The 22,663-nt window shown below is 70.4% G+C and carries 19 protein-coding genes and 1 pseudogene; 11 read left to right on the top strand and 9 right to left on the bottom strand.

The window, feature by feature from the left end:
* The first annotated feature begins 469 nt into the window (after positions 1-469).
* Positions 470-1,147, top strand: a complete 678-nt coding sequence (locus GQF42_RS18955; RefSeq protein ID WP_020940464.1) for a response regulator transcription factor — start codon at positions 470-472, stop codon at positions 1,145-1,147.
* A gap of 40 nt (positions 1,148-1,187) precedes the next feature.
* Positions 1,188-2,459: an ATP-binding protein gene (locus GQF42_RS18950; RefSeq protein WP_158921472.1), complete on the top strand. Its 1,272-nt coding sequence runs from the start codon at positions 1,188-1,190 to the stop codon at positions 2,457-2,459.
* 113 nt (positions 2,460-2,572) lie between these two features.
* Here GQF42_RS18950 and GQF42_RS18945 read toward each other — a convergent pair whose 3' ends face one another.
* Complete coding sequence (locus GQF42_RS18945; protein WP_158921470.1) at positions 2,573-3,079, bottom strand: GtrA family protein; 507 nt, start codon at positions 3,077-3,079, stop codon at positions 2,573-2,575.
* Between the two features lie 182 nt (positions 3,080-3,261).
* Here GQF42_RS18945 and GQF42_RS18940 point away from each other — a divergent pair, with 182 nt between their 5' ends.
* The 3 genes from GQF42_RS18940 to GQF42_RS18930 are packed head-to-tail and all read left to right on the top strand — an operon-like array spanning position 3,262 to position 6,109.
* On the top strand, positions 3,262-4,401 hold the full coding sequence (locus tag GQF42_RS18940) for a 5-(carboxyamino)imidazole ribonucleotide synthase (RefSeq protein WP_158921468.1): 1,140 nt from the start codon (positions 3,262-3,264) through the stop codon (positions 4,399-4,401).
* On the top strand, positions 4,398-4,919 hold the full coding sequence (purE, locus tag GQF42_RS18935; RefSeq protein WP_158921466.1) for a 5-(carboxyamino)imidazole ribonucleotide mutase: 522 nt from the start codon (positions 4,398-4,400) through the stop codon (positions 4,917-4,919). Before GQF42_RS18940 ends, purE begins: the two co-directional genes overlap by 4 nt.
* Positions 4,920-4,924: 5 nt before the next feature.
* The gene (locus GQF42_RS18930; protein ID WP_158921464.1) at positions 4,925-6,109 is read left to right on the top strand and encodes a dipeptidase; all 1,185 of its coding nucleotides are present in this window, start codon (positions 4,925-4,927) and stop codon (positions 6,107-6,109) included.
* A 5-nt stretch (positions 6,110-6,114) separates the two neighbouring features.
* Here GQF42_RS18930 and GQF42_RS18925 read toward each other — a convergent pair.
* Positions 6,115-7,197: pseudogene (locus GQF42_RS18925) on the bottom strand (alkene reductase); the annotation flags it as partial.
* Positions 7,198-7,258: 61 nt separating this feature from the next.
* On the opposite strand from GQF42_RS18925, the gene GQF42_RS18920 reads away from it, so the two are divergent.
* The gene (locus GQF42_RS18920) at positions 7,259-7,618 is read left to right on the top strand and encodes a MerR family transcriptional regulator (RefSeq protein ID WP_158930306.1); all 360 of its coding nucleotides are present in this window, start codon (positions 7,259-7,261) and stop codon (positions 7,616-7,618) included.
* Positions 7,619-7,743: 125 nt separating this feature from the next.
* Positions 7,744-8,844, top strand: a complete 1,101-nt coding sequence (locus GQF42_RS18915) for a dipeptidase (protein ID WP_158921462.1) — start codon at positions 7,744-7,746, stop codon at positions 8,842-8,844.
* A 1-nt stretch (position 8,845) separates the two neighbouring features.
* On the opposite strand, the gene GQF42_RS18910 is transcribed toward GQF42_RS18915, so the two are convergent.
* Positions 8,846-9,238 carry a VOC family protein gene (locus tag GQF42_RS18910; protein WP_158921460.1) on the bottom strand — a complete coding sequence of 131 codons (393 nt, stop codon included), beginning with the start codon at positions 9,236-9,238 and terminating at the stop codon, positions 8,846-8,848.
* Between the two features lie 143 nt (positions 9,239-9,381).
* Positions 9,382-10,725, bottom strand: a complete 1,344-nt coding sequence (locus GQF42_RS18905) for a UDP-glucose dehydrogenase family protein (RefSeq protein WP_158921458.1) — start codon at positions 10,723-10,725, stop codon at positions 9,382-9,384.
* A gap of 179 nt (positions 10,726-10,904) precedes the next feature.
* Here GQF42_RS18905 and GQF42_RS18900 point away from each other — a divergent pair, with 179 nt between their 5' ends.
* Both GQF42_RS18900 and GQF42_RS18895 read left to right on the top strand, forming a co-directional pair.
* On the top strand, positions 10,905-12,062 hold the full coding sequence (locus GQF42_RS18900) for an acyl-CoA dehydrogenase family protein (protein ID WP_158921456.1): 1,158 nt from the start codon (positions 10,905-10,907) through the stop codon (positions 12,060-12,062).
* Positions 12,063-12,226: 164 nt separating this feature from the next.
* Positions 12,227-12,589 carry a four-helix bundle copper-binding protein gene (locus tag GQF42_RS18895; protein ID WP_158921454.1) on the top strand — a complete coding sequence of 121 codons (363 nt, stop codon included), beginning with the start codon at positions 12,227-12,229 and terminating at the stop codon, positions 12,587-12,589.
* A gap of 83 nt (positions 12,590-12,672) precedes the next feature.
* On the opposite strand, the gene GQF42_RS18890 is transcribed toward GQF42_RS18895, so the two are convergent.
* Entirely contained in the window at positions 12,673-13,998 is a 1,326-nt protein-coding gene (locus tag GQF42_RS18890) for an LCP family protein (RefSeq protein ID WP_158921452.1), read from the bottom strand.
* Positions 13,999-14,117: 119 nt separating this feature from the next.
* Between GQF42_RS18890 and GQF42_RS18885 the strand changes: the two genes are divergently transcribed.
* Positions 14,118-14,678 (top strand): acyl-CoA thioesterase, encoded by a 561-nt coding sequence (locus GQF42_RS18885; RefSeq protein WP_158921450.1) that lies wholly within the window; start codon positions 14,118-14,120, stop codon positions 14,676-14,678.
* A 165-nt stretch (positions 14,679-14,843) separates the two neighbouring features.
* On the opposite strand, the gene GQF42_RS18880 is transcribed toward GQF42_RS18885, so the two are convergent.
* Entirely contained in the window at positions 14,844-16,349 is a 1,506-nt protein-coding gene (locus GQF42_RS18880; protein WP_446447336.1) for an LCP family protein, read from the bottom strand.
* A gap of 128 nt (positions 16,350-16,477) precedes the next feature.
* Here GQF42_RS18880 and GQF42_RS18875 point away from each other — a divergent pair, with 128 nt between their 5' ends.
* Positions 16,478-17,506: a glycosyltransferase family 2 protein gene (locus GQF42_RS18875; protein WP_158921448.1), complete on the top strand. Its 1,029-nt coding sequence runs from the start codon at positions 16,478-16,480 to the stop codon at positions 17,504-17,506.
* A gap of 105 nt (positions 17,507-17,611) precedes the next feature.
* Here the strand turns inward: GQF42_RS18875 and GQF42_RS18870 are convergent, their stop codons facing one another.
* The 3 genes from GQF42_RS18870 to GQF42_RS18860 form a co-directional block, all read right to left on the bottom strand.
* Positions 17,612-19,213 (bottom strand): LCP family protein, encoded by a 1,602-nt coding sequence (locus tag GQF42_RS18870; protein WP_158930302.1) that lies wholly within the window; start codon positions 19,211-19,213, stop codon positions 17,612-17,614.
* Positions 19,214-19,356: 143 nt separating this feature from the next.
* A complete protein-coding gene (locus GQF42_RS18865) occupies positions 19,357-21,114 on the bottom strand; it encodes an LCP family protein (protein ID WP_158921446.1) in 1,758 nt (585 codons plus the stop codon).
* 230 nt (positions 21,115-21,344) lie between these two features.
* Positions 21,345-22,559: an LCP family protein gene (locus GQF42_RS18860; RefSeq protein ID WP_158921444.1), complete on the bottom strand. Its 1,215-nt coding sequence runs from the start codon at positions 22,557-22,559 to the stop codon at positions 21,345-21,347.
* Positions 22,560-22,663: the final 104 nt, after the last annotated feature.

Genomic DNA, 22,663 nt, shown 5'->3' with positions numbered 1-22,663 from the left:
CTGCTGGAGCGTTGCGCGCCCGGTGGGGGTGCGGCCGGCACCGGCAGGGTCGGTCGTCCACCCCCACGCCCGGGGGGAGTCCGTCTCCGGATCACGGAAGCGGCGGACGGCGACCACCGGGATCCACGCCCCGACGCGACGATGCGTCCGGGGCCCGGCCAGAGGTCATTCCTTTCGAGGCTGGCGCTTGCCAACCCGTACACAAAAGAGACCTTCAGCGTCAGATGCCCGCCAAAGGTCCCCGGATGTACTACAGGCGTTCACGTCACTGTACGGCAGGACACTGCCGGATATGGAAGGACTTGAGACGCGGATCACAGGTGTTGGGGGAACCGCGGAACCGGATTCGAAGGTCTCCCCTACGATCGCATCTCCGGACCGATGGTTCGTACCAGCAGTTCAGCAAGGTAAGAGTTCCGGGAAGCGATCACACCCCAGCAGAGTGTGCGAGCGGTCTACCATCACCTCTATGACCCGTGTACTGCTCGCCGAGGACGACGCGTCCATCTCGGAGCCGCTGGCCCGCGCCCTGCGCCGGGAAGGTTACGAGGTCGAGGTGCGCGAGGACGGACCCACCGCGCTCGACGCCGGAATGCAGGGCGGCGTCGACCTGGTCGTACTGGACCTGGGGCTGCCCGGTATGGACGGCCTGGAGGTCGCCCGCCGGCTGCGGGCCGACGGCCACACCGTGCCGATCCTCATCCTGACCGCGCGCGCCGACGAGGTGGACACCGTCGTCGGCCTCGACGCGGGCGCCGACGACTACGTCACCAAGCCCTTCCGGCTCGCCGAACTGCTCGCCCGGGTGCGGGCGCTGCTCCGGCGCGGCGCCGCCGAGCCCCAGCAGCCGCCGGCCACCCACGGGGTGCGGATCGACGTCGAGTCGCACCGCGCCTGGATGGGCGACGAGGAACTGCAGCTCACCGCCAAGGAGTTCGACCTGCTGCGGGTGCTGGTGCGCGACGCCGGCCGGGTCGTCACCCGCGACCAGCTGATGCGCGAGGTCTGGGACACCACGTGGTGGTCGTCCACGAAGACCCTCGACATGCACATCTCCTGGCTGCGCAAGAAGCTGGGCGACGACGCGGCGAACCCTCGCTACATCGCCACCGTACGAGGCGTGGGCTTCCGCTTCGAGAAGAGCTGAGCCCTCCCCGGGGCTCAGCGATCACCGCAGGTAACGGAACATGCGCCGACGTCTCATCCAGTCCACCCTCGCCGTCGTCCTCGTGGTGATCGCCGTCTTCGGCGTCTCCCTGGTGATCGTCGAGACCCGGACGATCAGCAACAGTGCCCAGGAGCGGGTGGATTCCGAGGCGGTGCGGCTGGCCAGCATCGTGGACAGCCGGATCCTCGCCGCGGAGAACGTCAATGCGGACGTGCTGCGCAATCCGGTCAGCAAGGAGCAGTACGCGGTCATCCGCATGCCCGGCCAGGCGCCCATAGAGATCGGCACCAAGCCGCAGGGCGATGTGATCCACGCCACCCAGCAGGGCGAGGAGGGCGAGACGGTCACCGTGCAGGAGCCGCGCTCCGCGGTGACCCGGGAGGTCGGCCGTACCCTGCTGATCATCGGCCTGGTCGCGCTGCTCGCCGTCGTCGCCGCCGTCCTGCTCGCCGTACGCCAGGCCAATCGGCTCTCGACCCCGCTGACCGATCTCGCCGAGACCGCCGAACGCCTCGGCTCCGGCGACCCGCGCCCGCGGCACAAGCGGTACGGCGTCCCCGAGCTGGACCGGGTCGCCGATGTGCTGGACTCCTCGGCCGAGCGGATCGGGCGGATGCTGACCGCCGAGCGGCGCCTGGCCGCCGACGCCTCCCACCAGCTGCGGACCCCGCTGACCGCCCTCTCGATGCGGCTCGAGGAAATCACCCTCACGGATGACCCCGAGATCGTGAAGGAAGAGGCGAACGTCGCGCTCACCCAGGTCGAGCGGCTCACGGACGTGGTCGAGCGGCTGCTGACGAACTCCCGCGACCCGCGCACCGGCTCCGCCGTCACCTTCGACCTGGACGAGGTCATCCAGCAGCAGCTCGCCGAGTGGCGGCCCGCCTACCGCAACGTCGGCCGGGCCATCGTCAGCTCCGGCAAGCGGCATCTGCAGGCCGTCGGCACACCGGGCGCGGTCGCGCAGGTGCTGGCCGCACTGATCGAGAACTCGCTCATGCACGGTGGCGGCACGGTCGCGCTGCGTACCCGGGTCACCGGCAACCAGGCCGTGGTCGAGGTCACCGACGAGGGTCTTGGCGTCCCGGCCGACCTGGGCGCGCGCATTTTCGAGCGCACGATCAGCGGCCGCAACTCCACGGGCATCGGTCTGGCCGTCGCCCGCGACCTCGCCGAGGCCGACGGCGGCCGCCTGGAACTCCTGCAGACGACCCCTCCGGTCTTCGGCCTGTTCCTCTCCCGCACGCCCCCGTCCCGCAAGACGGACGAGGAACGGCCGACGGTGCGCTGAGCGCTGCGCCGGGAGGGCGGAGGCGGAGACGGCGAAGCCACGACGGCCGCCGCTTGTCCGCGGCGGCCGTCGTGGCTGCTTGCACAGTTCCCCGCGCCTCTGGGGAGTGCCGGCTACGGAACCCGCTGGGTCTTGGGCTCCGGCTCGGGCATCGGCTTCTTGGACTCCGCCGCGAGGATGGACTCCGCCTCCTGGGACGGCTGCACCCGGAACACCCAGGTGCGGTACGACCAGAAACGGAACAGCGTCGCGACGCCGATGCCCACGAACTTGAAGATGTTGCTCTGCAGCGAGCTGTCCCAGCCCATGCCGTAGGTCGCCGCGTACAGCACGCCGTTCTCGATCACGAGGCCGATCGCGCTGAAGAACAGGAAGAGGGTCAGCTCCTTGGTGCGCCCGCTCCGCTCACGGTCCCGGTACGTCCAGTAACGGAAACCGACGTAGTTGAAGGCGATGGCGACCACGGTCGCGATGATGCTCGCGCGCACGACCGGCAGGTCGGAGGCGTGTCGCACCAGGTTGAAGACAGCGAGATTGACAAAGATGCCCGCGACACCGACGGTGCCGAACTTGGCCACCTCGCGCACGAGTCGTTGCAGCCCCGAGGAACGAGGTTCCATAGCTGGGCAGCTCCCGTCGGTAGGTTTCGTCAGCCCAGCCATGCTAACCACCCGAATCGCCGTACGCCTGCGCTCCAGGCCACAGCTGGGAAACAGTCCGGGAAGAGGTCGGGAAGTCGGCGGTAAGAGGCCGTGAGAGGGACGCGATCCGGTCGCCCCTGCGTGGCCGATACGCTATAGGCGTGACGTTCCCGGTAGTCGGCATGGTCGGCGGGGGGCAGCTCGCGCGTATGACGCACGAGGCAGGCATCCCGTTGGGCATCAGGTTCAAGCTTCTCAGTGACACCCCTCAGGATTCCGCGGCGCAGGTCGTGAGCGATGTCGTCATCGGCGACTACCGCGATCTGGACACGCTGCGTGACTTCGCGCGCGGGTGCGATGTGATCACCTTCGATCACGAACACGTACCCACCGAGCATCTCAGGGCCCTGGAGGCGGACGGCATCCCCGTGCGCCCGGGGCCCGACGCGCTGGTGCACGCCCAGGACAAGGGCGTGATGCGCGCGAGGCTCGACGCGATCGGCATCCCGTGCCCACGGCACCGGATCGTCAGTGATCCGGAGGACGTGGTCCGGTTCGCCGCGGAGGGGGACGGCTTCCCGGTCGTCCTCAAGACCGTGCGCGGCGGCTACGACGGCAAGGGCGTGTGGGTCGTGGAGACCCCCGAGGAGGCCGCGGAGCCGTTCCGCGCGGGTGTCCCGGTCCTCGCCGAGGAGAAGGTCGACTACGTCCGCGAGCTGGCCGCCAACGTCGTACGCTCCCCGCACGGCCAGGCCGTCGCCTACCCGGTGGTGGAGTCGCAGCAGGTGGGCGGCGTCTGTGACACCGTGATCGCGCCCGCCCCCGACCTGGACGAGGCCCTCGCGCTGAGGGCCGAGGAGATGGCCCTGACCATCGCCAAGGAACTCGGAGTCGTCGGGCATCTGGCCGTGGAGCTGTTCCAGACCCGCGACGGCCGCGTCCTCGTCAACGAACTGGCGATGCGCCCGCACAACTCGGGCCACTGGACCCAGGACGGCGCGATCACCAGCCAGTTCGCCAACCACGTCCGCGCGGTCCTCGACCTCCCGCTCGGCGACCCGCGCCCGCGCGCCAAGTGGACCGTGATGGTCAACGTCCTGGGTGGTGACTACCCGGACATGTACTCCGCGTACTTGCACTGCATGGCCCGCGACCCCAAGCTCAAGATCCACATGTACGGCAAGGACGTGAAGCCCGGCCGCAAGGTCGGACACGTGAACACCTACGGCGACGACCTGGACGACGTGCTGGAGCGCGCCCGTCACGCTGCCGGCTACCTGAGAGGCACCATCACCGAATGAGCCCTGTTGTTGGCATCGTCATGGGGTCGGACTCCGACTGGCCCGTCATGGAGGCCGCCGCCAAGGCCCTCGACGAGTTCGAGATCGCGTACGAGGTCGACGTCGTCTCGGCGCACCGCATGCCCCGCGAGATGGTCGCGTACGGCGAGCAGGCCGCCGACCGCGGCCTGAAGGTGATCATCGCGGGTGCGGGCGGTGCCGCCCATCTGCCCGGCATGCTCGCCTCCGTGACCCCGCTGCCGGTCATCGGCGTGCCGGTGCCGCTCAAGTACCTGGACGGCATGGACTCGCTGCTGTCCATCGTGCAGATGCCGGCCGGTGTCCCGGTCGCCACCGTCTCCGTCGCCGGTGCCCGCAACGCCGGGCTCCTCGCGGCCCGTATCCTCGCCGCGCACGACGAGGACCTGCTGCACAGGATGCGTGACTTCCAGCAGGACCTCAACGACCAGGCCACCGAGAAGGGCAAGCGGCTGCGCTCCAAGGTCGAGAGCCAGGGCCACTTCGGCTTCGGGAAGTGACGCCGATGACCCCCCTCGAGCAAGCCCACGCGCTGCTGCGCGAGTTCCCGGTCGTCGACGGCCACAACGACCTGCCGTGGGCGCTGCGCGAACAGGTCCGCTACGACCTCGACGCCCGCGACATCGCCGGACACCAGAACGAGCATCTGCACACGGACATCCCGCGGCTGCGCGAGGGCGGGGTCGGGGCGCAGTACTGGTCGGTGTACGTGCGCTCGGATCTGCCGGGCGCGGTGCCTGCGACGCTCGAACAGATCGACTGCGTACGGCAGTTGATCGAGAGGCACCCCGCCGATCTGCGGGCCGCGCTGACCGCCGCCGACATGGAGGCGGCGCGTGCCGAGGGCCGTATCGCCTCCCTCATGGGCGCGGAGGGCGGTCACTCGATCGACAACTCGCTGGGCACCCTGCGCGGTCTGTACGGGCTGGGCGTGCGCTACATGACGCTCACCCACAACGACAACAACGACTGGGCGGACTCGGCCACGGACGAGCCCAAGGCCGGCGGGCTGTCCGCCTTCGGCCGTGAGGTGGTGCGCGAGATGAACCGCCTCGGCATGCTCGTCGACCTGTCCCACGTGGCCGCGACGACCATGCGCGCGGCGCTGGACACCACGTCCGCGCCGGTGATCTTCTCGCACTCCTCCGCACGCGCGGTGTGCGACCACCCGCGCAACATCCCCGACGACGTCCTGGAGCGGCTGCCCGCCAACGGCGGCGTGGCGATGGTGACGTTCGTGCCCAAGTTCGTGCTCCAGGCCGCCGTCGACTGGACGGCGGCGGCCGACGACAACATGCGCGCCCACGGTCTGCACCACCTCGACTCCAGCCCGCGGGCGATGGAGATCCACCGCGCCTTCGAGGAGCGTCACCCGCGCCCGATCGCCACGGTCTCCACGGTGGCGGACCACCTGGACCACATGCGCGAGGTGGCCGGCATCGACCACCTGGGCATCGGCGGCGACTACGACGGCACCGCGTTCACCCCGGACGGCCTCAGCGACGTCTCCGGCTACCCGAACCTGCTCGCCGAGCTGCTGGAGCGCGGCTGGTCCAAGGCCGATCTGGCCAAGCTGACCTGGCAGAACGCGGTGCGGGTGCTGGGCGCCGCGGAGGACGTGGCCCGCTCGCTCCAGGCGAGGCGGGCGCCGTCCAACGCCACCATCGAGTCGCTCGACGGCGTCGCCTGACCCGCGAGGGCGGGGTAGTCGTTGTAGCCGGCGGCCCCGCCCACGTACATGAAGTACCGGTCCCGGACCGGGTTGAGCGGCGCGCCGAGGCGCAGTCGTTCGACCAGGTCCGGGTTGGCGAGGAACGGGCGGCCGAGCGCCACCAGATCGGCTCCGGCGGCCAGCATCTCCCGGGACGCCCGGGTCACGGCCCGGGTGGACAGGTCGGTCAGATCCGGGTTGCCGATCAGCACGCCGGGCCAGTCGGCGCGGATGCGCCGGTACCAGCCGGCCTGCGGGTCGGAGCGCACCAGGTGCAGATAGGCGAGGTCCAGCCCTTTCAGCCGGTCCAGGAGCGCGGCGTAGAGGCCGCCGGTGTCGTCCTCGTGGACGCCGTTGACGGTGGAGGCGGGGGAGAGCCGGATGCCCACCCGGTCGGCGCCGATCGCGTCGGCCACCGCCTCGGTCACCTCCGCCGCGAACCGCACGCGCCGCTCGACGGAGCCGCCGTAGGCGTCCGTACGGCGGTTGGTGTTGTCGGCGAGGAACTGGTGCAGCAGCATCCCGTTGGCCGAGTGCACCTCCACGCCCTCGAAGCCCGCCTCGACGGCCCGGCGCGCGGCGGCGGCGAAGTCGGCGATCGTGGCGCGGATGTCGAAGGCCGTCATCTCGCGCGGGACGGCGGCCGGCCGGTGCCCGCCGGCCGTGAAGATCGTCTCCGGCAGCGGGAGCGGGGAGGGCGCCACCGGGGCCAGGCCCGTGGTCGCCGGGTGACCGACCCGGCCGCCGTGCTGGAGCTGGAGGAACATCCGCCCGCCGGCCGCCGTCACCGCGTCGGTGACCCGCCGCCAGCCGGCCACGTGCCGGTCGGTGTGGATCGCGGTGATGTCCGGGTACGTCTGCCCGACCGCGTTCGGCGTCGACCCCTCGGCGATGATCAGTCCGGCGGAGGCGCGCTGGGCGTAGTGCGTGACCATCAGGTCGCCCGGGGTGCCGTCGGCCTCGGCGCGGTTCCGGGTGAGCGGGGCCATCACGAGGTGGTTCGGGAGGGCGAGCCGGCCGAGCCGGGCGGGGGCCAGGAAGTCCGTGGAGTCCGTTGTCTGCGTCATGCCGGCACGGTAGAACTTGACACTGATGTCAGATTCAAGCCCCCTTCCGGCGGAGGCCGACATGCGGATCGGTGAACTGGCCCGGCGCACCGGCGTGAGCGAGCGCTCGCTGCGCTACTACGAGACCCAGAGCCTGCTCGTCGCCGAGCGCACCCCCGGCGGCCACCGCGACTACCCCGAGCGTGCCGTCGACCGGGTCATCCGGATCCAGGAGCTGTACGCGGCCGGGCTGCACAGCGAGAAGATCCGGCAGCTGCTGCCCTGCATGCGCGACCAGGACGGCGGCCCCTCCACGATCGCCACCCCGCGCCTGGTCAAGGACCTCACCGCCGAGCGCGACCGCATCGACCGCATGATCGCCGACCTGGTGCGCTCCCGCGAGACGCTGGACGAGGTGATCCGCACGGCCTGCGAGAGCTGACCGCCGTACCCCCGAACGCCCCACTCACCAGGAAGCTCTCGTTGCCTCCGTGCGACCGTGTCGGTACGCCAGCCACATCACGACGTAGCTCACGACCGACGTAGTCCACGACGTACGGAGCCGCCATGGCCGACCTCCAGCACGACATCCCCACGACCACCGAGGTCGGCGCGGACGAGGGCCTGCCGGACGACCCCTTCACACAGGACGCGCTCGACGCACTCCTGGTACAGGCCCACGCCCTGCTCGCCGAGCACCCGGTGGCCGACGGCTACAGCGGACTGCCCTGGGCGCTGCGCCATCTGCCCTGGTACGACCTGGAGCTGGGCGAGGCCGCCGTCGACACCGACGTGCCCCGGATGCGCGAGGGGCACGTCGGCGTGCTGTTCTGGTCGCTGCACCTGCCCGAGGGGCCCGGCGGCGACCGGGCGACGGCGGCGACCCTGGAGCTGCTGGACCAGGTGCGCTCGGTGGTCGAGGCCCATCCGGACGGGCTGCGCCTGGCGGGCACCGCCGGGGAGGTCATCGACGCCCGCAACCGCGGCCGGGTCGCCGTGGTGCCCGGGCCCGCCCACGCCGGCGCACTCGACGACTCCCTCGGCGTCCTGCGGATCCTGCACACCCTCGGCGTACGCGTCCTCAGCCTCGTGGGCACGGCCTGGGCGGGCGAGCGCGGGCTGAGCCGGTTCGGCGAGGAGGTGGTCCGCGAGATGAACCGGCTCGGCGTGCTCGCCGATGTCTCCGGCGCCTCCGCGGCCACTGCCGAGCGCACCCTCGCCCTGTCCAAGACCCCGGTGCTGTGCACCCGATCCGCCGCCCGCGAGCTGCGCCCGCATCCGGCCAACCTGCCCGACAGGCTGCTCGTGGCGCTGGGGGAGGCGAAGGGGCTGTGCATGGTGCCGCTGACCGCAGAGCAGACCGGGCCGACGATCAGGGACGTCGCCGACCACCTCGACCACGTCCGCGACGTGGCCGGCCCGGAGTGCGTCGGCCTGTCCGGTACCTACGACTCCGGCGCCGTCCACCCCCGTGACCTCGCCGACGCCTCCCGCTACCCCCACCTGATCGCCGAACTCCTGCGCCGTGGCTGGTCCGAGACCGAACTGTCCCTGCTGGCCTGGGGGAACGTCCAACGGGTCCTGCGCAGCGCGGACTTCATGGCCCGCGCCGCGCAGGACCGCAGGGAGGCGTCGAACGCGAAGCGGGCGGAGCTGGACCACTCCTAGTTCAGGCGTGGTCGATCCGGCACAGGCAGAACGGATGCCCGGCCGGATCGGCGTACACCTGGAAGTCCTTGGTCTCCCGGTCCTCCAGATCCAGCGGACGGGCGCCCAGCGCGAGCACCCGCTCGTGCGCCGCGTCGACGTCGGCCCAGGTGGGGCCGGCGTCGAAGTCGAGATGGAACTGCTGCCCGTTGCGGTCCGCGCGCGGCCACTGCGGCGGGGTGTACCCCTCGGCCCGCTGGAAGCCCAGCCGGGGACCGCCCGGGACCTGGAGCACGACCCACTCCTCGTCCTCGGGCCGGGGGGTGCCACCGGCCACGGCCGCGTAGAAGGCGGCCAACGCGAGCGGATCGGGGCAGTCGAGCACGACGTTACGCAGACGGGCGACGGGCGCCATGGGGTCCTCCCTGCTCTCGGCGGGCAAGCACACGCTAAAACACAGGGAGTTGACCGGCCACGCAATTGGCCCGTGGTGCAGAATGCGCGAAGACGCCGGTTCGGCCGACTGAGCCTCGGCCGAACCGGCGTCGCGCTGTGTGCCTAGGCGGTCGGGCGGCCCATCGCACGGTACGTCCAGCCCGCGCGGCGCCACAGCTGCGGGTCGAGGGCGTTGCGGCCGTCCAGGATCAGACGGGCCGGCGCGGCCTCGCCGAGCGCCGCCGGGTCCAGCTCGCGGAACTCGCGCCACTCGGTCAGGTGCAGCACGGCGTCGGCACCCCGGACGGCCTCCAGCGCCGAGCCGGCGTAACCGAGCGTCGGGAAGACCTTGCGGGCGTTGTCCATGCCCTTGGGGTCGTACACGGTGACCTGCCCGCCCTGGAGGTGGATCTGGCCGGCCACGTTCAGCGCGGGCGAGTCGCGCACGTCGTCCGAGTCGGGCTTGAAGGTGGCGCCGAGCACCGCGATCCGCCTGCCGAGGAAGGAGCCGCCGCCCAGCGCCTCCCGGGCCATCTCGACCATCTGGCCGCGTCGGCGCATGTTGATGGAGTCGATCTCGCGCAGGAACGTCAGCGCCTGGTCGGCGCCCAGCTCGCCCGCCCGGGCCATGAACGCCCGGATGTCCTTGGGCAGACAGCCGCCGCCGAAGCCGATCCCGGCGCGCAGGAACTTGGCACCGATCCGGTCGTCGTACCCGATGGCCTCCGCGAGCTTCGCCACGTCACCGCCGCCGGCCTCGCACACCTCCGCCATCGCGTTGATGAAGGAGATCTTGGTCGCGAGGAAGGAGTTCGCGGCCGTCTTCACCAGCTCGGCGGTCGGGAAGTCGGTGACGACGAACGGCGTGCCCTCGCCGATCGGGGTGGCGTACACCTCGCGCAGCAGCTTCTCCGCGCGCTCGCCGCGCACACCCGCCACGATCCGGTCCGGGTGCAGGGTGTCCTCGACGGCGAAGCCCTCGCGCAGGAACTCCGGGTTCCAGGCCAGCTCGGCGTCGCCACCTGCCGGGGCGTTCTCGGCGAGGTGGACGGCCAGCCGCTCGGCGGAGCCGACGGGCACCGTCGACTTGCCGACGACCAGGGCCGGTCGGTGCAGGTGCGGGGCGAGCGAGGCGATCGCGGAGTCGACGTAGGACATGTCGCAGGCGTACTCGCCGTGCTTCTGCGGGGTGTTCACACACACGAAGTGGACGTCACCGAAGGCGCCGATCTCGGCCCAGTCGGTGGTGAACCGCAGCCGCCCGGTGGAGCCCTCGAGGCCCACCACGTGCTTGCGGAGCAGTTCCTCGAGCCCCGGCTCGTACATCGGGGTCTCGCCGCGCTCCAGCATCGCGATCTTCTCGGGTACGACATCGAGCCCGAGCACCTCGAAACCGAGTTCCGCCATGGCCGCGGCGTGCGTGGCGCCGAGGTAGCCGGTGCCGATCACGGTGATCTTCAGGCTCATGGGTGCGCTCCAGCTCCGTACGTCGGTGATGCGGCCCTGAGCATAGTCGGGCCCCTCGCCGGGCAATTTCCCTGCTGTCGCGTAGCTCACGTAGGCGTCCTGCGGACCGGCCTCTAAAATTTGAGTTACTTAACGGTAATTAGCGTCAGTATCACTGCGTCTTTGGAGCGTGAGAGACCGTGGCCGGATCGGCTGACTTCGACCTGTACCGCCCGTCCGAGGAGCACGACATGCTCCGCGACGTCATCCGCTCCCTGGTCGAGGCGAAGATCGCGCCGTACGCCGCGGCGGTGGACGAGGAGGCCCGCTTCCCGCAGGAGGCCCTCGACGCCCTCGTCGCCAACGACCTGCACGCGGTGCACGTCCCCGAGGAGTACGGCGGCTCCGGCGCCGACGCCCTCGCGACAGTCATCGTGATCGAGGAGGTGGCCCGTGCCTGCGTCTCCTCCTCCCTGATCCCGGCGGTCAACAAGCTCGGCTCGCTGCCCGTGATCATCTCCGGCTCCGAGGAACTCAAGAAGAAGTACCTGGGCCCGCTCGCCAAGGGCGACGCGATGTTCTCGTACTGCCTCTCCGAGCCGGACGCGGGCTCGGACGCGGGCGGCATGAAGACCAAGGCCGTGCGCGACGGCGACCACTGGGTCCTCAACGGCGTGAAGCGCTGGATCACCAACGCGGGCGTCTCCGAGTACTACACGGTCATGGCCGTGACCGACCCGGACAGGCGCACCAAGGGCATCTCCGCCTTCGTCGTCGAGAAGTCGGACGAGGGTGTCTCCTTCGGCGCCCCGGAGAAGAAGCTCGGCATCAAGGGCTCCCCGACCCGCGAGGTCTACTTCGACAACGTCCGCATACCCGCCGACCGCATGATCGGCGCGGAGGGCACCGGCTTCGCCACCGCCATGAAGACCCTGGACCACACCCGCATCACCATCGCCGCCCAGGCGCTCGGTGTCGCGCAGGGCGCCTTCGACTACGCCAAGGGCTATGTCCAGGAGCGCAAGCAGTTCGGCAAGGCGATCGCCGACTTCCAGGGCATCCAGTTCATGCTCGCGGACATGTCGATGAAGATCTCGGCGGCCCGCGCCCTCACCTACCAGGCCGCCGCCGCCTCCGAGCGCGGCGACGCCGACCTCACCTACCTGGGCGCCGCCGCCAAGTGCTTCGCCTCGGACGTGGCGATGGAGGTCACCACGGACGCCGTCCAGCTGCTCGGCGGCTACGGCTACACCCGTGACTACCCGGTGGAGCGCATGATGCGTGACGCCAAGATCACCCAGATTTATGAGGGCACGAACCAGGTTCAGCGGATCGTCATGGCCCGCAATCTGCCGTAACGGCAAGGGGGTTGCACCGTCCGACGAAAGGCGCCCTGCGGGGCGCCTTTCCGTTTCCCGGGCGGTGCCTGCCGACCGGTCGGTCACATGCGGGGCGGGGCTCGGGGACGTAGGACGGAAGCACACGGGACCCGCCCCGGATCCCCGCCTCCCCAGGAGGAGCCATGACCCAGCCCGGAACGATGACGCCCATGACGCAGCAGATGCAGGAGTGCGTCGACGCCTGCATGACCGCGCACCGCATGTGCGAGGAGACCATGAGTTCCTGCATGCAGATGGGCGGCCAGGTCCAGATGAAGATCATGCGGGCGCTCATGGACTGCTCCGAGACGACCCGTATGTGCGCCGACATGATGATGCGCCGCTCACCCATGGTGGGCGACATGTGCGCGATGTGCGCCAGGGCGTGCGACATGTGCGTCGAGGCGTGTAGCACGATGCCGGACGACCCGCAGATGATGCGCTGTGCGGACGCGTGTCGCAGCGCGGCGGAGATGTGCCGCGCCATGGCGGGCGCCAAGATGTGACGCTCGCCCGCACGCGATCGAGGGCACCCGCGTCCGCGCGGGTGCCCTCGATCTCTGCATGCCCTCGGCCCCCGGGCCGTCGGTCAGTTGCCGGTGACGGTGACCTTCTGGTCGTTGTTCAGCTCGTCCACCAGGGTCTTGACCTTCGCCTTGTCCCAGACGAGGTTGCCGCCGACGGAACCGGAGATCGGCATGTTCAGGGACGTGCCGTTACCGCCCTGGACGCCCTTCATCGCCCAGAACATCGAGCCCAGGTCCCACAGGGACATGCCCTTGTCGACGATCAGGGAGTCCAGGCCCGCGCCCATCACCGGGTAGAACTTGAACGGGTTCAGGACCGTCGACGGGGTGGCCACCTGGTGGGCCAGCGCCGACAGGAACTTCTGCTGGTTCTTGGTGCGCTGCAGGTCGGAGGCGGCGAACGCATGCCGGGTGCGGACGAAGGCGAGGGCCTGCTGGCCGTTCAGGGTCTGCGTGCCCGCCTGGAAGTTCGCGCCCGAGTAGCTGTCCTTGAAGCCCTTGTCGATGGTCATCTGGACGCCGCCGACCGCGTCGACGATGTTCGCGAAGCCCTCGAAGCCGATCTCCACGTAGTGATCGATGTGCAGACCGGTGTTGGCCTCGATCGTGCGGACCAGCAGCGTCGGGCCGTCCTCGGCGTAGGTCGCGTTGAGCTTCTCCTGACGGCCCTGGGCCGGGTAGACCTTCCCGGACGTCGAGCCCTTGTACGACGGGACGGTCACGTTGGAGTCGCGCGGCAGCGAGACCAGCGTGTCGCCGTTGTCGCCGACGTGCAGGATCATCATCGAGTCCGTGCGCTTGCCCTCGGCGGCACCGGTGTGCAGCTTCTTCTCGTCCGCCTTGGTCATGCCCTCGCGGCTGTCCGAGCCGACGATCAGGTAGTTCGTGCCCGAGCCCGACGCGGGACGGTCGATCACCTGGGACAGGTCGACCTCGCGGCGCAGCTTGGAGTCGGCCCAGAAGTAGGTCGCGACGGATGTGACGACCACCACGGTCACCAGCGTGATCGCGATCCACTTGATCCGGCGCCGCCAGTTCGGGCGCTGCCGGTAGCGCTGGAGTTCCGGGTCCGGGTCGTTGTCGTTGGGTACGAAGCCGCCGCCGCGGTGGCCGCCGCCGTACACCTGCCCGGTGTTGTAGCCGCTGTCGTAGCCGGCGCCTTCGTCGTATCCCTGGCCGTCCGTGTACGACGGCTGCTGCGGGACACCGGCTCCGTACGGCGGTGCCGCCGGGCCGGGGTCGCCGTAGGAGCGCTGCCCGGGCGGTACCGCCGGGCCGCGCCGCACCTGACGCATCGCACGCGCGCCCTCCGGCTGCGCGCCGGCGCTTCCGCGTCCGTACCGGGGTCCGCCATTGTTGTCGGACCATCCCTCGGGCCAGTCATTCATGCGCCCCAGTGTGCAGGGCGCCGCCAGGTGCCTCACAAGGGCTGTCGGGAAATAGGAGCGACGCTGTTGCGAAGCCAACACAAATTCCGCGATCGCCGCCTCGGCATAAGGTGGACGGCATGACAGACCAGGTCACGGACACGGAACCGGCCATGGAAGCGGACATTCCAGGCAAGCCCACGTCCGCCTCCCGCACCACTCTCAGTCACATCATGACCCACAACGACACCAACCTGCTGGGGACGGTGCACGGCGGTGTGATCATGAAGCTGGTCGACGACGCGGCGGGCGCGGTGGCCGGCCGGCACTCCGGCGGTCCCGCCGTCACCGCGTCCATGGACGAGATGGCCTTCCTGGAGCCGGTCCGCGTCGGTGACCTGGTCCATGTGAAGGCCCAGGTGAACTGGACCGGCCGGACCTCCATGGAGGTCGGCGTCCGGGTCCTCGCCGAACGCTGGAACGAGTCGGCCCCACCCACCCAGGTCGGATCGGCCTACCTGGTCTTCGCCGCCGTCGACGCCGACGGCAAGCCGCGCCGGGTCCCGCCGGTGCTCCCGGAGACCGACCGTGACCGCCGCCGCTACCAGGAGGCCCAGATCCGCCGGACCCACCGGCTGGCCCGCCGCCGGGCGATCCGGGAGCTGCGGGAGCAGAGGGCGGCGGAGGGGTTCGAGGAGTAGAGGCCCAGCTAGGTCCTGTCGTCGAACTCCCGCCTGCCTCGCGATGCCATGCGGGCCCCGGCCCGAGTACGTCGTTGAAGGGGCGCCGTGGCTTTCCTGCGACCTGATCCGCCGGGCAGACCCGAGGACCCTGGTGCCGGCGCATGTCCCGGCCGAGGGGGCCCCTCAGGTGAGGGAACACACCACCTGGCTGCCGCGCACGGCGGCCGGCTGCGGCTGGGCGGGATCCTCGAAACGGACCTTGTGCACGTCCTTGAAGTCGGCTCCGGCGGTCACCTTGAGCAGCGGGCCCTGCCCCGGCACGGCCCGTAGCTCGGCCCCCGGCAGGGCCGCGGCCAGGGCGCGGGCGGAGCGGTCCCAGTCGGGGTCGTACGTGATCACCGTGCGCTTGGCGTCATGGGCCGAGGCCGTCACCGGCAGGTGGTTCGTCGCGAAGCCCGTCGCCGCGAGCGCCGCGTCGACCCGCTTGGCGAGCCCCGCCGTGCCGGTGCCGTTCTCCACCTGGACCCGGATCTGCCGGGGGTCCACCTCCACCGGCGCCACCGCGGCCCGCGCCGGGCCCGGGTGCGGCTGGTCCGCGGTGAGCGGCTTGTCGTCGCGCAGCGAGGAGAACAGCTGGTCCGCCTTGACCGGGTCCCACTTCAGGGTCGAGCCGATCCCCTTGACCTCGTAGTCCATCCGGCCGATGGGCACGGTGACGAACTCCGAGGAGGACGGGGAGAAGTCCCGCATGGCCCGCCCGAGGTCGAGCAGCTCGTCGGTGCCGAAGCCCTCGTCCGCGCGGACCGAGCCGAGCACCGCCCGGGTCACGTCCCGGAACCTGAGCGGGTTCAGCAGCACCCCCGAGGAGGCGGCCTTCTCGATCAGCGCGGCCAGGAACCGCTGCTGCCGCTTCATCCGGCCCAGGTCGCTCGTCGCGTCGAGGTGCCGGGCCCGTACGTACTGCAGCGCCTGCCCGCCCATGAGCGTGTGCGTGCCGGGCGCGAGGTCGAGGCCGCTGTACGCGTCCTTCAGCGGGGTCGGCGTACAGACCTTCACTCCGCCGAGGACGTCGACGGTCTTCATGAAACTCGTGAAGTCGACCTCCAGATAGTGGTCGATCTTCAGATGGGTCATGTTCTCGACCGTGCGGACGGTCAGCTGCGGGCCGCCCTCGGAGTAGGCGGCGTTCAGCCGGACCGGGTGCGCCGCGCGCTGCCGTCCGGTGGCCTGGTCGGTCTGCGCGGGTACCTCGGCGTAGGAGTCGCGCGGCAGGCTCACCACGGTGGCCCGGTCCCGGTTCTCCGAGATGTGCACGATCATCATGGTGTCAGTGCAGTGGCAGGGTGCCCCGCCCAGCCGGAAGGCCCGCCGCTCATGCTCGGTGATCTTGTCGCGACCGTCGGTGCCGACCAGCAGCACGTTCATGCCGTGTCCCGCGCGGGGGCGGTTCTTCATGTCCTTGAACGCGTCCACCCGGGCGATGTCCGCGTCCAGGCTGCTGATCACCGCGTGCCCGATCCCGGCGGAGGCGAGCACCACCACGGACAGCGTGGAGACCGCCCGCATCGCCCAGCGCGGCCGTCGGGGTGTACGCAGGGATCGCACGGGCTGCTCGGGCGGGTGCGGCACACGGCGGGGCGGCTGGGGTCGGCGCTGCGGACGCGCGGGGGACCGGGGCGGGCTGGCCAAGGGGGACACCTCCGGGCGAGGCCGTACGTGGGATCCGTGAGCACGGTAGGCCGATACGATCTCCTGCCCGGTCCTACGCCCCGGCGGCGCGCACCGCTGTCCCCCGTTCGCGGTAACGTGAGCCCCCTATGAACTCCAAGCCCGACGTGCGGCTCCCCGCTGTTTCCGTGATCATGCCCGTCCTCAACGAGGAGCGGCATCTGCGCGGGGCCGTCCAAGCGATCCTCGCGCAGGAGTACGCCGGCGAGATGGAGGTCGTGATCGCTCTCGGTCCGTCCACGGACCGCACGGACGAGATCGCGGCTCAGCTCGTGGCGGAAGACGCGCGTGTGCACACCGTCCCGAACCCCACCGGCCGTACGCCCGCGGCACTGAACGCGGCGATCAAGGCCTCCCGGCACCCGATCGTGGTCCGTGTCGACGGCCACGGCATGCTCTCGCCGAACTACATCACCACCGCCGTCCGGCTCCTGGAGGAGACCGGCGCGCAGAACGTCGGCGGCATCATGCACGCCGAGGGCGAGAACGACTGGGAGCACGCGGTCGCCGCGGCCATGACCTCGAAGATCGGCGTCGGCAACGCGGCCTTCCACACGGGCGGCGAGGCGGGCCCCGCCGAGACGGTCTACCTCGGCGTCTTCCGCCGTGAGGCGCTGGAGCAGCAGGGCGGCTACAACGAGGAGTTCATCCGCGCCCAGGACTGGGAGCTGAACTTCCGCATCCGCGAGGCGGGCGGACTGATCTGGTTCTCGCCCGAGCTGAGGGTGTCATATCGGCCGCGGCCCTCGGTGAAGGCGCTGGCCAAGCAGTACAAGGACTACGGCCGCTGGCGGCATGTCGTCGCCCGCTACCACTCCGGCTCCATCAACCTGCGCTACCTCGCCCCGCCGACGGCGGTGTGCGCGATAGCTGCGGGCGTCGTGGTCGGCGCGGCCCTCACCCCGTGGGGCCTCGTCATCCCCGGCGGCTATCTCGCGGCCATCGCCGCGGGCTCCCTCCCGGCGGGCAAGGGCCTGCCCCTGAAGGCGCGACTGCAGATCCCGGTGGCCCTGGCCACCATGCACATGTCGTGGGGCTGGGGCTTCCTGACCAGCCCGAAGTCGCTGGCGAAGCGGGTCATCGCCTCCCGGCGGCCGGCGGTCCTCAGCGCGCACTGAACCGGTGCCGAGCGGCGATACCGAGCAGCTGTGAAAGGCCCCTCCCGGATGCCCGGGAGGGGCCTTTGCGATCTGTGCCCGCAGGGGGTCAGCCCTGGTCGGGCCTCACCACTGATACGGCTTGTAGACGTCCATGCAGTCGTTGGTGTCCGCGCCGTTGACCGAGTCGGCGTTGGTCGGCAGGTCCCCGGCCCTCGGCTTGGACTGCTTGGGATAGCTCGCGCCGGTCCGCCAGTCCGCGCCGATGACGACCGTCACCCCGGACACCCCCGTCGACTGCTGCACCGAACTCGTCGGAATGCCCAGCGCCTTGGCCACGCTCTGGGCGTCGCCCGCCAGGTCGGCACTCGGGTACTGCACGACCGTCTTGTCCGCGGACTGTGTCACGGAGGTGTCGGCCGCCGCCCTGGTGTAGCCCAGCTGCGCGAGCGCCTGGCTGATCGCCCCGGCCCGGCCCGGCACCGCCGCCTCGGTCGAGCTCTGTGTGGCGTTCTGCACCAGCACCCCGAGCCGGGCCGGGTCCGTCGAGGGCTTCTTGGCCGTCCCGGTCGGCTTGTCCGACGGCTGCTTCGTGTCCGACGCCTTGCCGTTCTTGTCGAGCGGCACGTCGTCGCGGAGCATCTCCCACAGCTTGTCGGCGTTGGCCGCGTCCGCGACGACGTGGTTCTTGGGGTCCTGCGGATCCTCGAGGTTGGGCATCGTCGCGCTCGTGATGCGGTTCGACGGCACCGACTTCAGCTGCATGCCCAGGTCGTACAGCTTCTTGACCGTGCCGATCTCCTCGGAGACCTGCAGTGACTTGGTGGCCGCCTCGGCAAGGTGCATCAGCCGACCGGTGTCGGTGAACACGTTCTGCTTCTTGAGCGTACGGATCATCGAGTTCAGGTACATGTGCTGGGCGCGGGCGCGCATCAGGTCGCTGCCCCATGCGTGCCGGGTGCGCAGCCACTGCAGGGCCTGCACGCCCTGGACCTTGTGCGTGCCCGCCGTCATCTTCAGCCCGGATCCGCCGGGCACCGAGGGGGTCGGGTGGTCCCACACGTTCTGCCGCACACAGACGTCGACCCCGCCGATGGCGTCCGCCATGCTCACCACACCGGAGAAGTCGACCATCATCCAGTGGTCGATGTAGACCCCGGTGAGGTTCTCCCACGTGGTGAGTGTGCAGCCGGCTCCGCCCCGGGCCAGGGTGGTGTTGATGATGTCGTTGGTCGCCGGGTAGACCTTGCCGGTCTTGGGGTCCGTGCACTTGGGGATGTCGACGCGGGTGTCCCGGGGGATGCTCACCATGGCGGCGCTCTTGCGGTCCGCGGAGAGGTGGATGAGCATCTGCACGTCGGCCAGCGGAGGAGCGCCCACACTGTCCCTGCTGCCGCCGAGCTTGAGGTTCTCCGCGGAGTTACGGCTGTCCGAGCCGATCAGCAGGATGTTCAGCGGGGTCTGGCCGGCCGCGTTGGGCGCGGTCTTCTGCGCACGGGCGTCGCCGCTGCTGCGCTCGCCCTTGCGGATGTTGCCGTTGAGGTGCTCGTAGTACAGGTAACCGGCCGCCGCCGTACCGAGTATGACCACCGCCAGCACGGTCGCCGACCAGCGCAGGGCGCGCCGTCTGCGCCGCCGTCTGTCGGTCTGCCCGCCGCCTGTGCCCCGCCTGCCCCCATGCCGGCCGGAGCCTTCCGCCGCGTCCGCGGTCCGCGGGGTGAGCGACATCGTGTCGTCCCCCGCGGCAGCCTCCCCCTGCACATCGCTGTGTGCCAAGCTTCCTGCCCTCCCCACCCTTGCGCCCCACCCTTGCGCCACGAAACGGGCCCGTCCCGCGTCGGGTTAGACGCACGACGGGCCCGCAGGGTTACCTATGAGGCGCACTTGACCTCGTTGGCCGTGGACTTGTCGACGTCCGGCGCCTTCTGCGCGGCGGTGAAAGACACCCCGGCGCCCTTGAAGTCCTTGCCCAGGGTCAGTGTCATCGCCGGCAGCCCCTGGGAGTTGATCACGCTCTTGCCGGGCTTGAGCGCGGAGCCGGGCAGTCCCATCAGCGCGGCCAGTTCCCGCGCCTGAGCGGCCTGGTCGGGGGCGTACTCCAGCGTGGTGTTCTTCGCCTGCGCCGGGGCGTTGCCCGCGTTCTCCGACTTGAGCACGCCCTTCTGGGTCTGCATCCAGGACAGCTCCTCCTGCGCGCTGCCCGCGTCGGCACCGCCGTTGAGGATCCGTACCCGCACGTCCGCCGGCGCGGACCTGCTGCCCTTGAGCCGGGCGGCCTCGGCGTCCTTAGCCGCCTTCTGCTTCTTCTTCACCTCGGTGAAGGAGACGTCGTTCTTGACGGCGTCGAAGACGGCCGGCGCCGCCGACTGGTTGACGACCACGGTCGCGTGGACCTTCTCGGCCGGATTGTCGATCACCGGGACCGTGGTGAAGGTGATGTTCTTCGGCGGCACCTTCTTCATCTCCAGCGCCATGTCCTTGAGGGTGCCGATGCTGTCGATGCCGGTGTCGACGGTCAGCGCCTTGGTCGCCGCCTCCGCGAGGTCCAGCAGCTTGGAGGGGTTGGTGAGGGTGTCGCTGGAGGACATCTTGCGCATCAGCGAACCCAGGAACTGCTGCTGGACCTTGATGCGGTCCAGGTCGCCCTGGTTGCCGAAGCTGTGCCGGGTGCGGACGAAGGCCAGGGCCTGCTCGCCCTCCACCACCGACTTGCCCGCGGGCAGCTTGAGATGGGACTCCTTGTCGTTGACGGGGTGGGTGACGCACACCTCGACGCCGCCCACCGCGCTCGACAGGGTCTTCACCGCGTTGAAGTCCGCCATCATGAAGTGGTCCACGTGGATGCCGGTGACCGCCTCGACGGTGCGCATGGTGCAGCCCGGGTCACGGCCGTCCTGACCGAGGCTGGTGTTGAAGCGCACGTTGGCCGTGCCGGGGATCACCTTGGTGCTGCCGTCCGGCTGCTTCGTCGGACAGTCCGGGACGTCGACGATCAGATCGCGCGGGATGCTGAGCGCGGTCGCGTTCGTCCGGTCCTTCGACACGTGCAGCAGGATGTTGGTGTCCGCGTGCCCGACGCTGCCCTTGTCGCCGTAGCCCTCGTTGCCCTTGCCGGTGCGTTTGTCGGTGCCGATGACCAGGAGGTTGAAGGCCTCGTCCTTGCTGAAGCCCTTCGAGCCCGCGTCGCCGACGTCGGTGGAGCTGATGTTGCCCTCGAGGTGCCGCAGGTAGAGGTAGCCGGCGGTGCCCGCGGCGACCAGCACGAACGCGGTGCCGCCCGCGGTCCACGCCAGGACCTTCTTGACCTTCGACTTCTTCTTCACCGGCCGCCGCGAGGCGCGCCGCCCCGGCGGCGGCTCCGGCTCACTGCCCCGGCGCCGGGACGACCGCGGCGCAGGGACGTCCCCAGCGCGCACCGATCGCATCTCCCGGGTCTCGCCGGGCGCCTTGTCGTTGCGGCGGCGCCGCGTGCCGCCGTCCTCCTGGGCAGCCGGTCTGCGCGGACCGGGGACCGACGACTGCGGTGCGGAAGTGCCCAGTCGCAATTCGTATTCGCCGGTCTCCGGATTGAGTACCCACTGGTCAGCGGGATCGATGTCGTCCGCCCGCCCACGGCCTTGCGCGTCCACGATTGTCCGAATCCTCCGTCGGGGCCACGCGGCACCTTCCCCCTCAAAGGCGCTCAGGTCTTGGTGAATCAGTGCACGACCCCAGGACGGACCTCGCGGTCGGGTGCACCGGATCGCTCACACTATCCGCCCAGTTCAGCGTCAAGCGACGTCGGTGACAAATTCGCCTTCCTACAACTGGGCAATACCCCTCATTTTCTGAGCGGAATGCGGGCGCGCCGGTGTGCGCCTCACGCGCAGCCGTGCTCGGCGGCGGTACTGCCGCGGAAGGTCGGCGCGGGCGAGGGAACGCCCTTGCCGGCCCTCCCGTCCTCGCCGTCGGCCGTGTCGTCGCCCTTGGGGCGCGGCGCCGTCGGCCCGGTTCCCGGGGCGTTCTTCGTCACCGCCACCGGCTGATCGGCCCGCAGCCGGGCGAACAGCTTCTCGGCCTCGGGCTCCACGAGTTGGTCACGATTGGCGTCGTAGACGTACGACTCCCTCGGCACCGTCAGGAACTGCACCTGTTTGACGGGGATGGTGCGCAGCCCGCGCACCAATTGGTACATGCCGCGCAGACTGGCCAGTTCCGGATCGGTGGTCAGCGAGGACGTCGCCGCGTCCAGCACCGGATACAGCTTCGCCGGGTTCAGCAGGACGTCACCGCTCTGCACCCTTTTGACGAGCGCGCCGAGAAAGCGCTGCTGCCGCTCCATCCGCTCGGTGTCGCTGCCGTCCCCCAGCGACTTGCGGGCCCGTACGAAACCGAGCGCCTGCTCCCCGTCGAGCATGACCCTGCCCGCGGGCAGCCTGAGCCTGGCGGCCTTGTCGTCGATGGGCTCCTTCAGGCAGACCCGCACACCGTCGACGGAGTCCACCATCTTCTTGAACCCGCGGAAGTCCACGACCACGTGATGGTCGATCCGTACGTCCGTCAGCTTCTCGACGGTACGGATCGTGCACGCCGAACCGCCCACCTGGAATGCGTGGTTGAACATCGCGAACACCGGCTGGCTGCGGCTGCCGTCCGCCTTCTGGCAGCCGGGGATGTCCACCATCAGATCCCTCGGCAGGGACACGGCGGTGGCGCTGCGCCGGTTCGCGGCCAGGTGCAGCAGGATCGTCGTGTCCGACCGCTCGCTGCCCAGATCCCGCCCGTACTGCGCGTTTCCCTCACCGGCCCGCGTGTCGGACCCGATCAGCAGGATGTTCTGCGCGCCACGTACCAGCGCGGTGGGCCGCTCCCGCTCGTACCGGGCGAGTTCCCGGGCTGCCGCGTCGTCCGCCGTGATGTTGGCGCTGAGCTTGGCGTACAGGGCCCAGCCGGCACCGCCGGCCACCACGAGGAGCCCGGCCAGCCCGAGTGCCGTCCGTTCGGCCCACCGTCGGCGCCGCCGCCGCACCAGCCCGTCCCCGGTGGCCGAGGCCCCGGGACCGGGCCCGGGAGCCCTGCCTGCGGTGTCGGTCACGGGCGGGGCACCCCCTCGTCGGCGTACGAGCGTCATGTGCTGCTCCTACGACGATGGCGGGGAAGGGGGCGGGCAGCGCCCTTTGCTACGCCGATCGGGGGAGG

Origin of the sequence: Streptomyces broussonetiae, assembly GCF_009796285.1 — a bacterium.
GTDB classification, from domain to species: domain Bacteria; phylum Actinomycetota; class Actinomycetes; order Streptomycetales; family Streptomycetaceae; genus Streptomyces; species Streptomyces broussonetiae.
The sequence above is the reverse complement of the archived record's forward strand: the minus strand, read 5'-3'. Positions and strand labels throughout refer to the sequence as shown.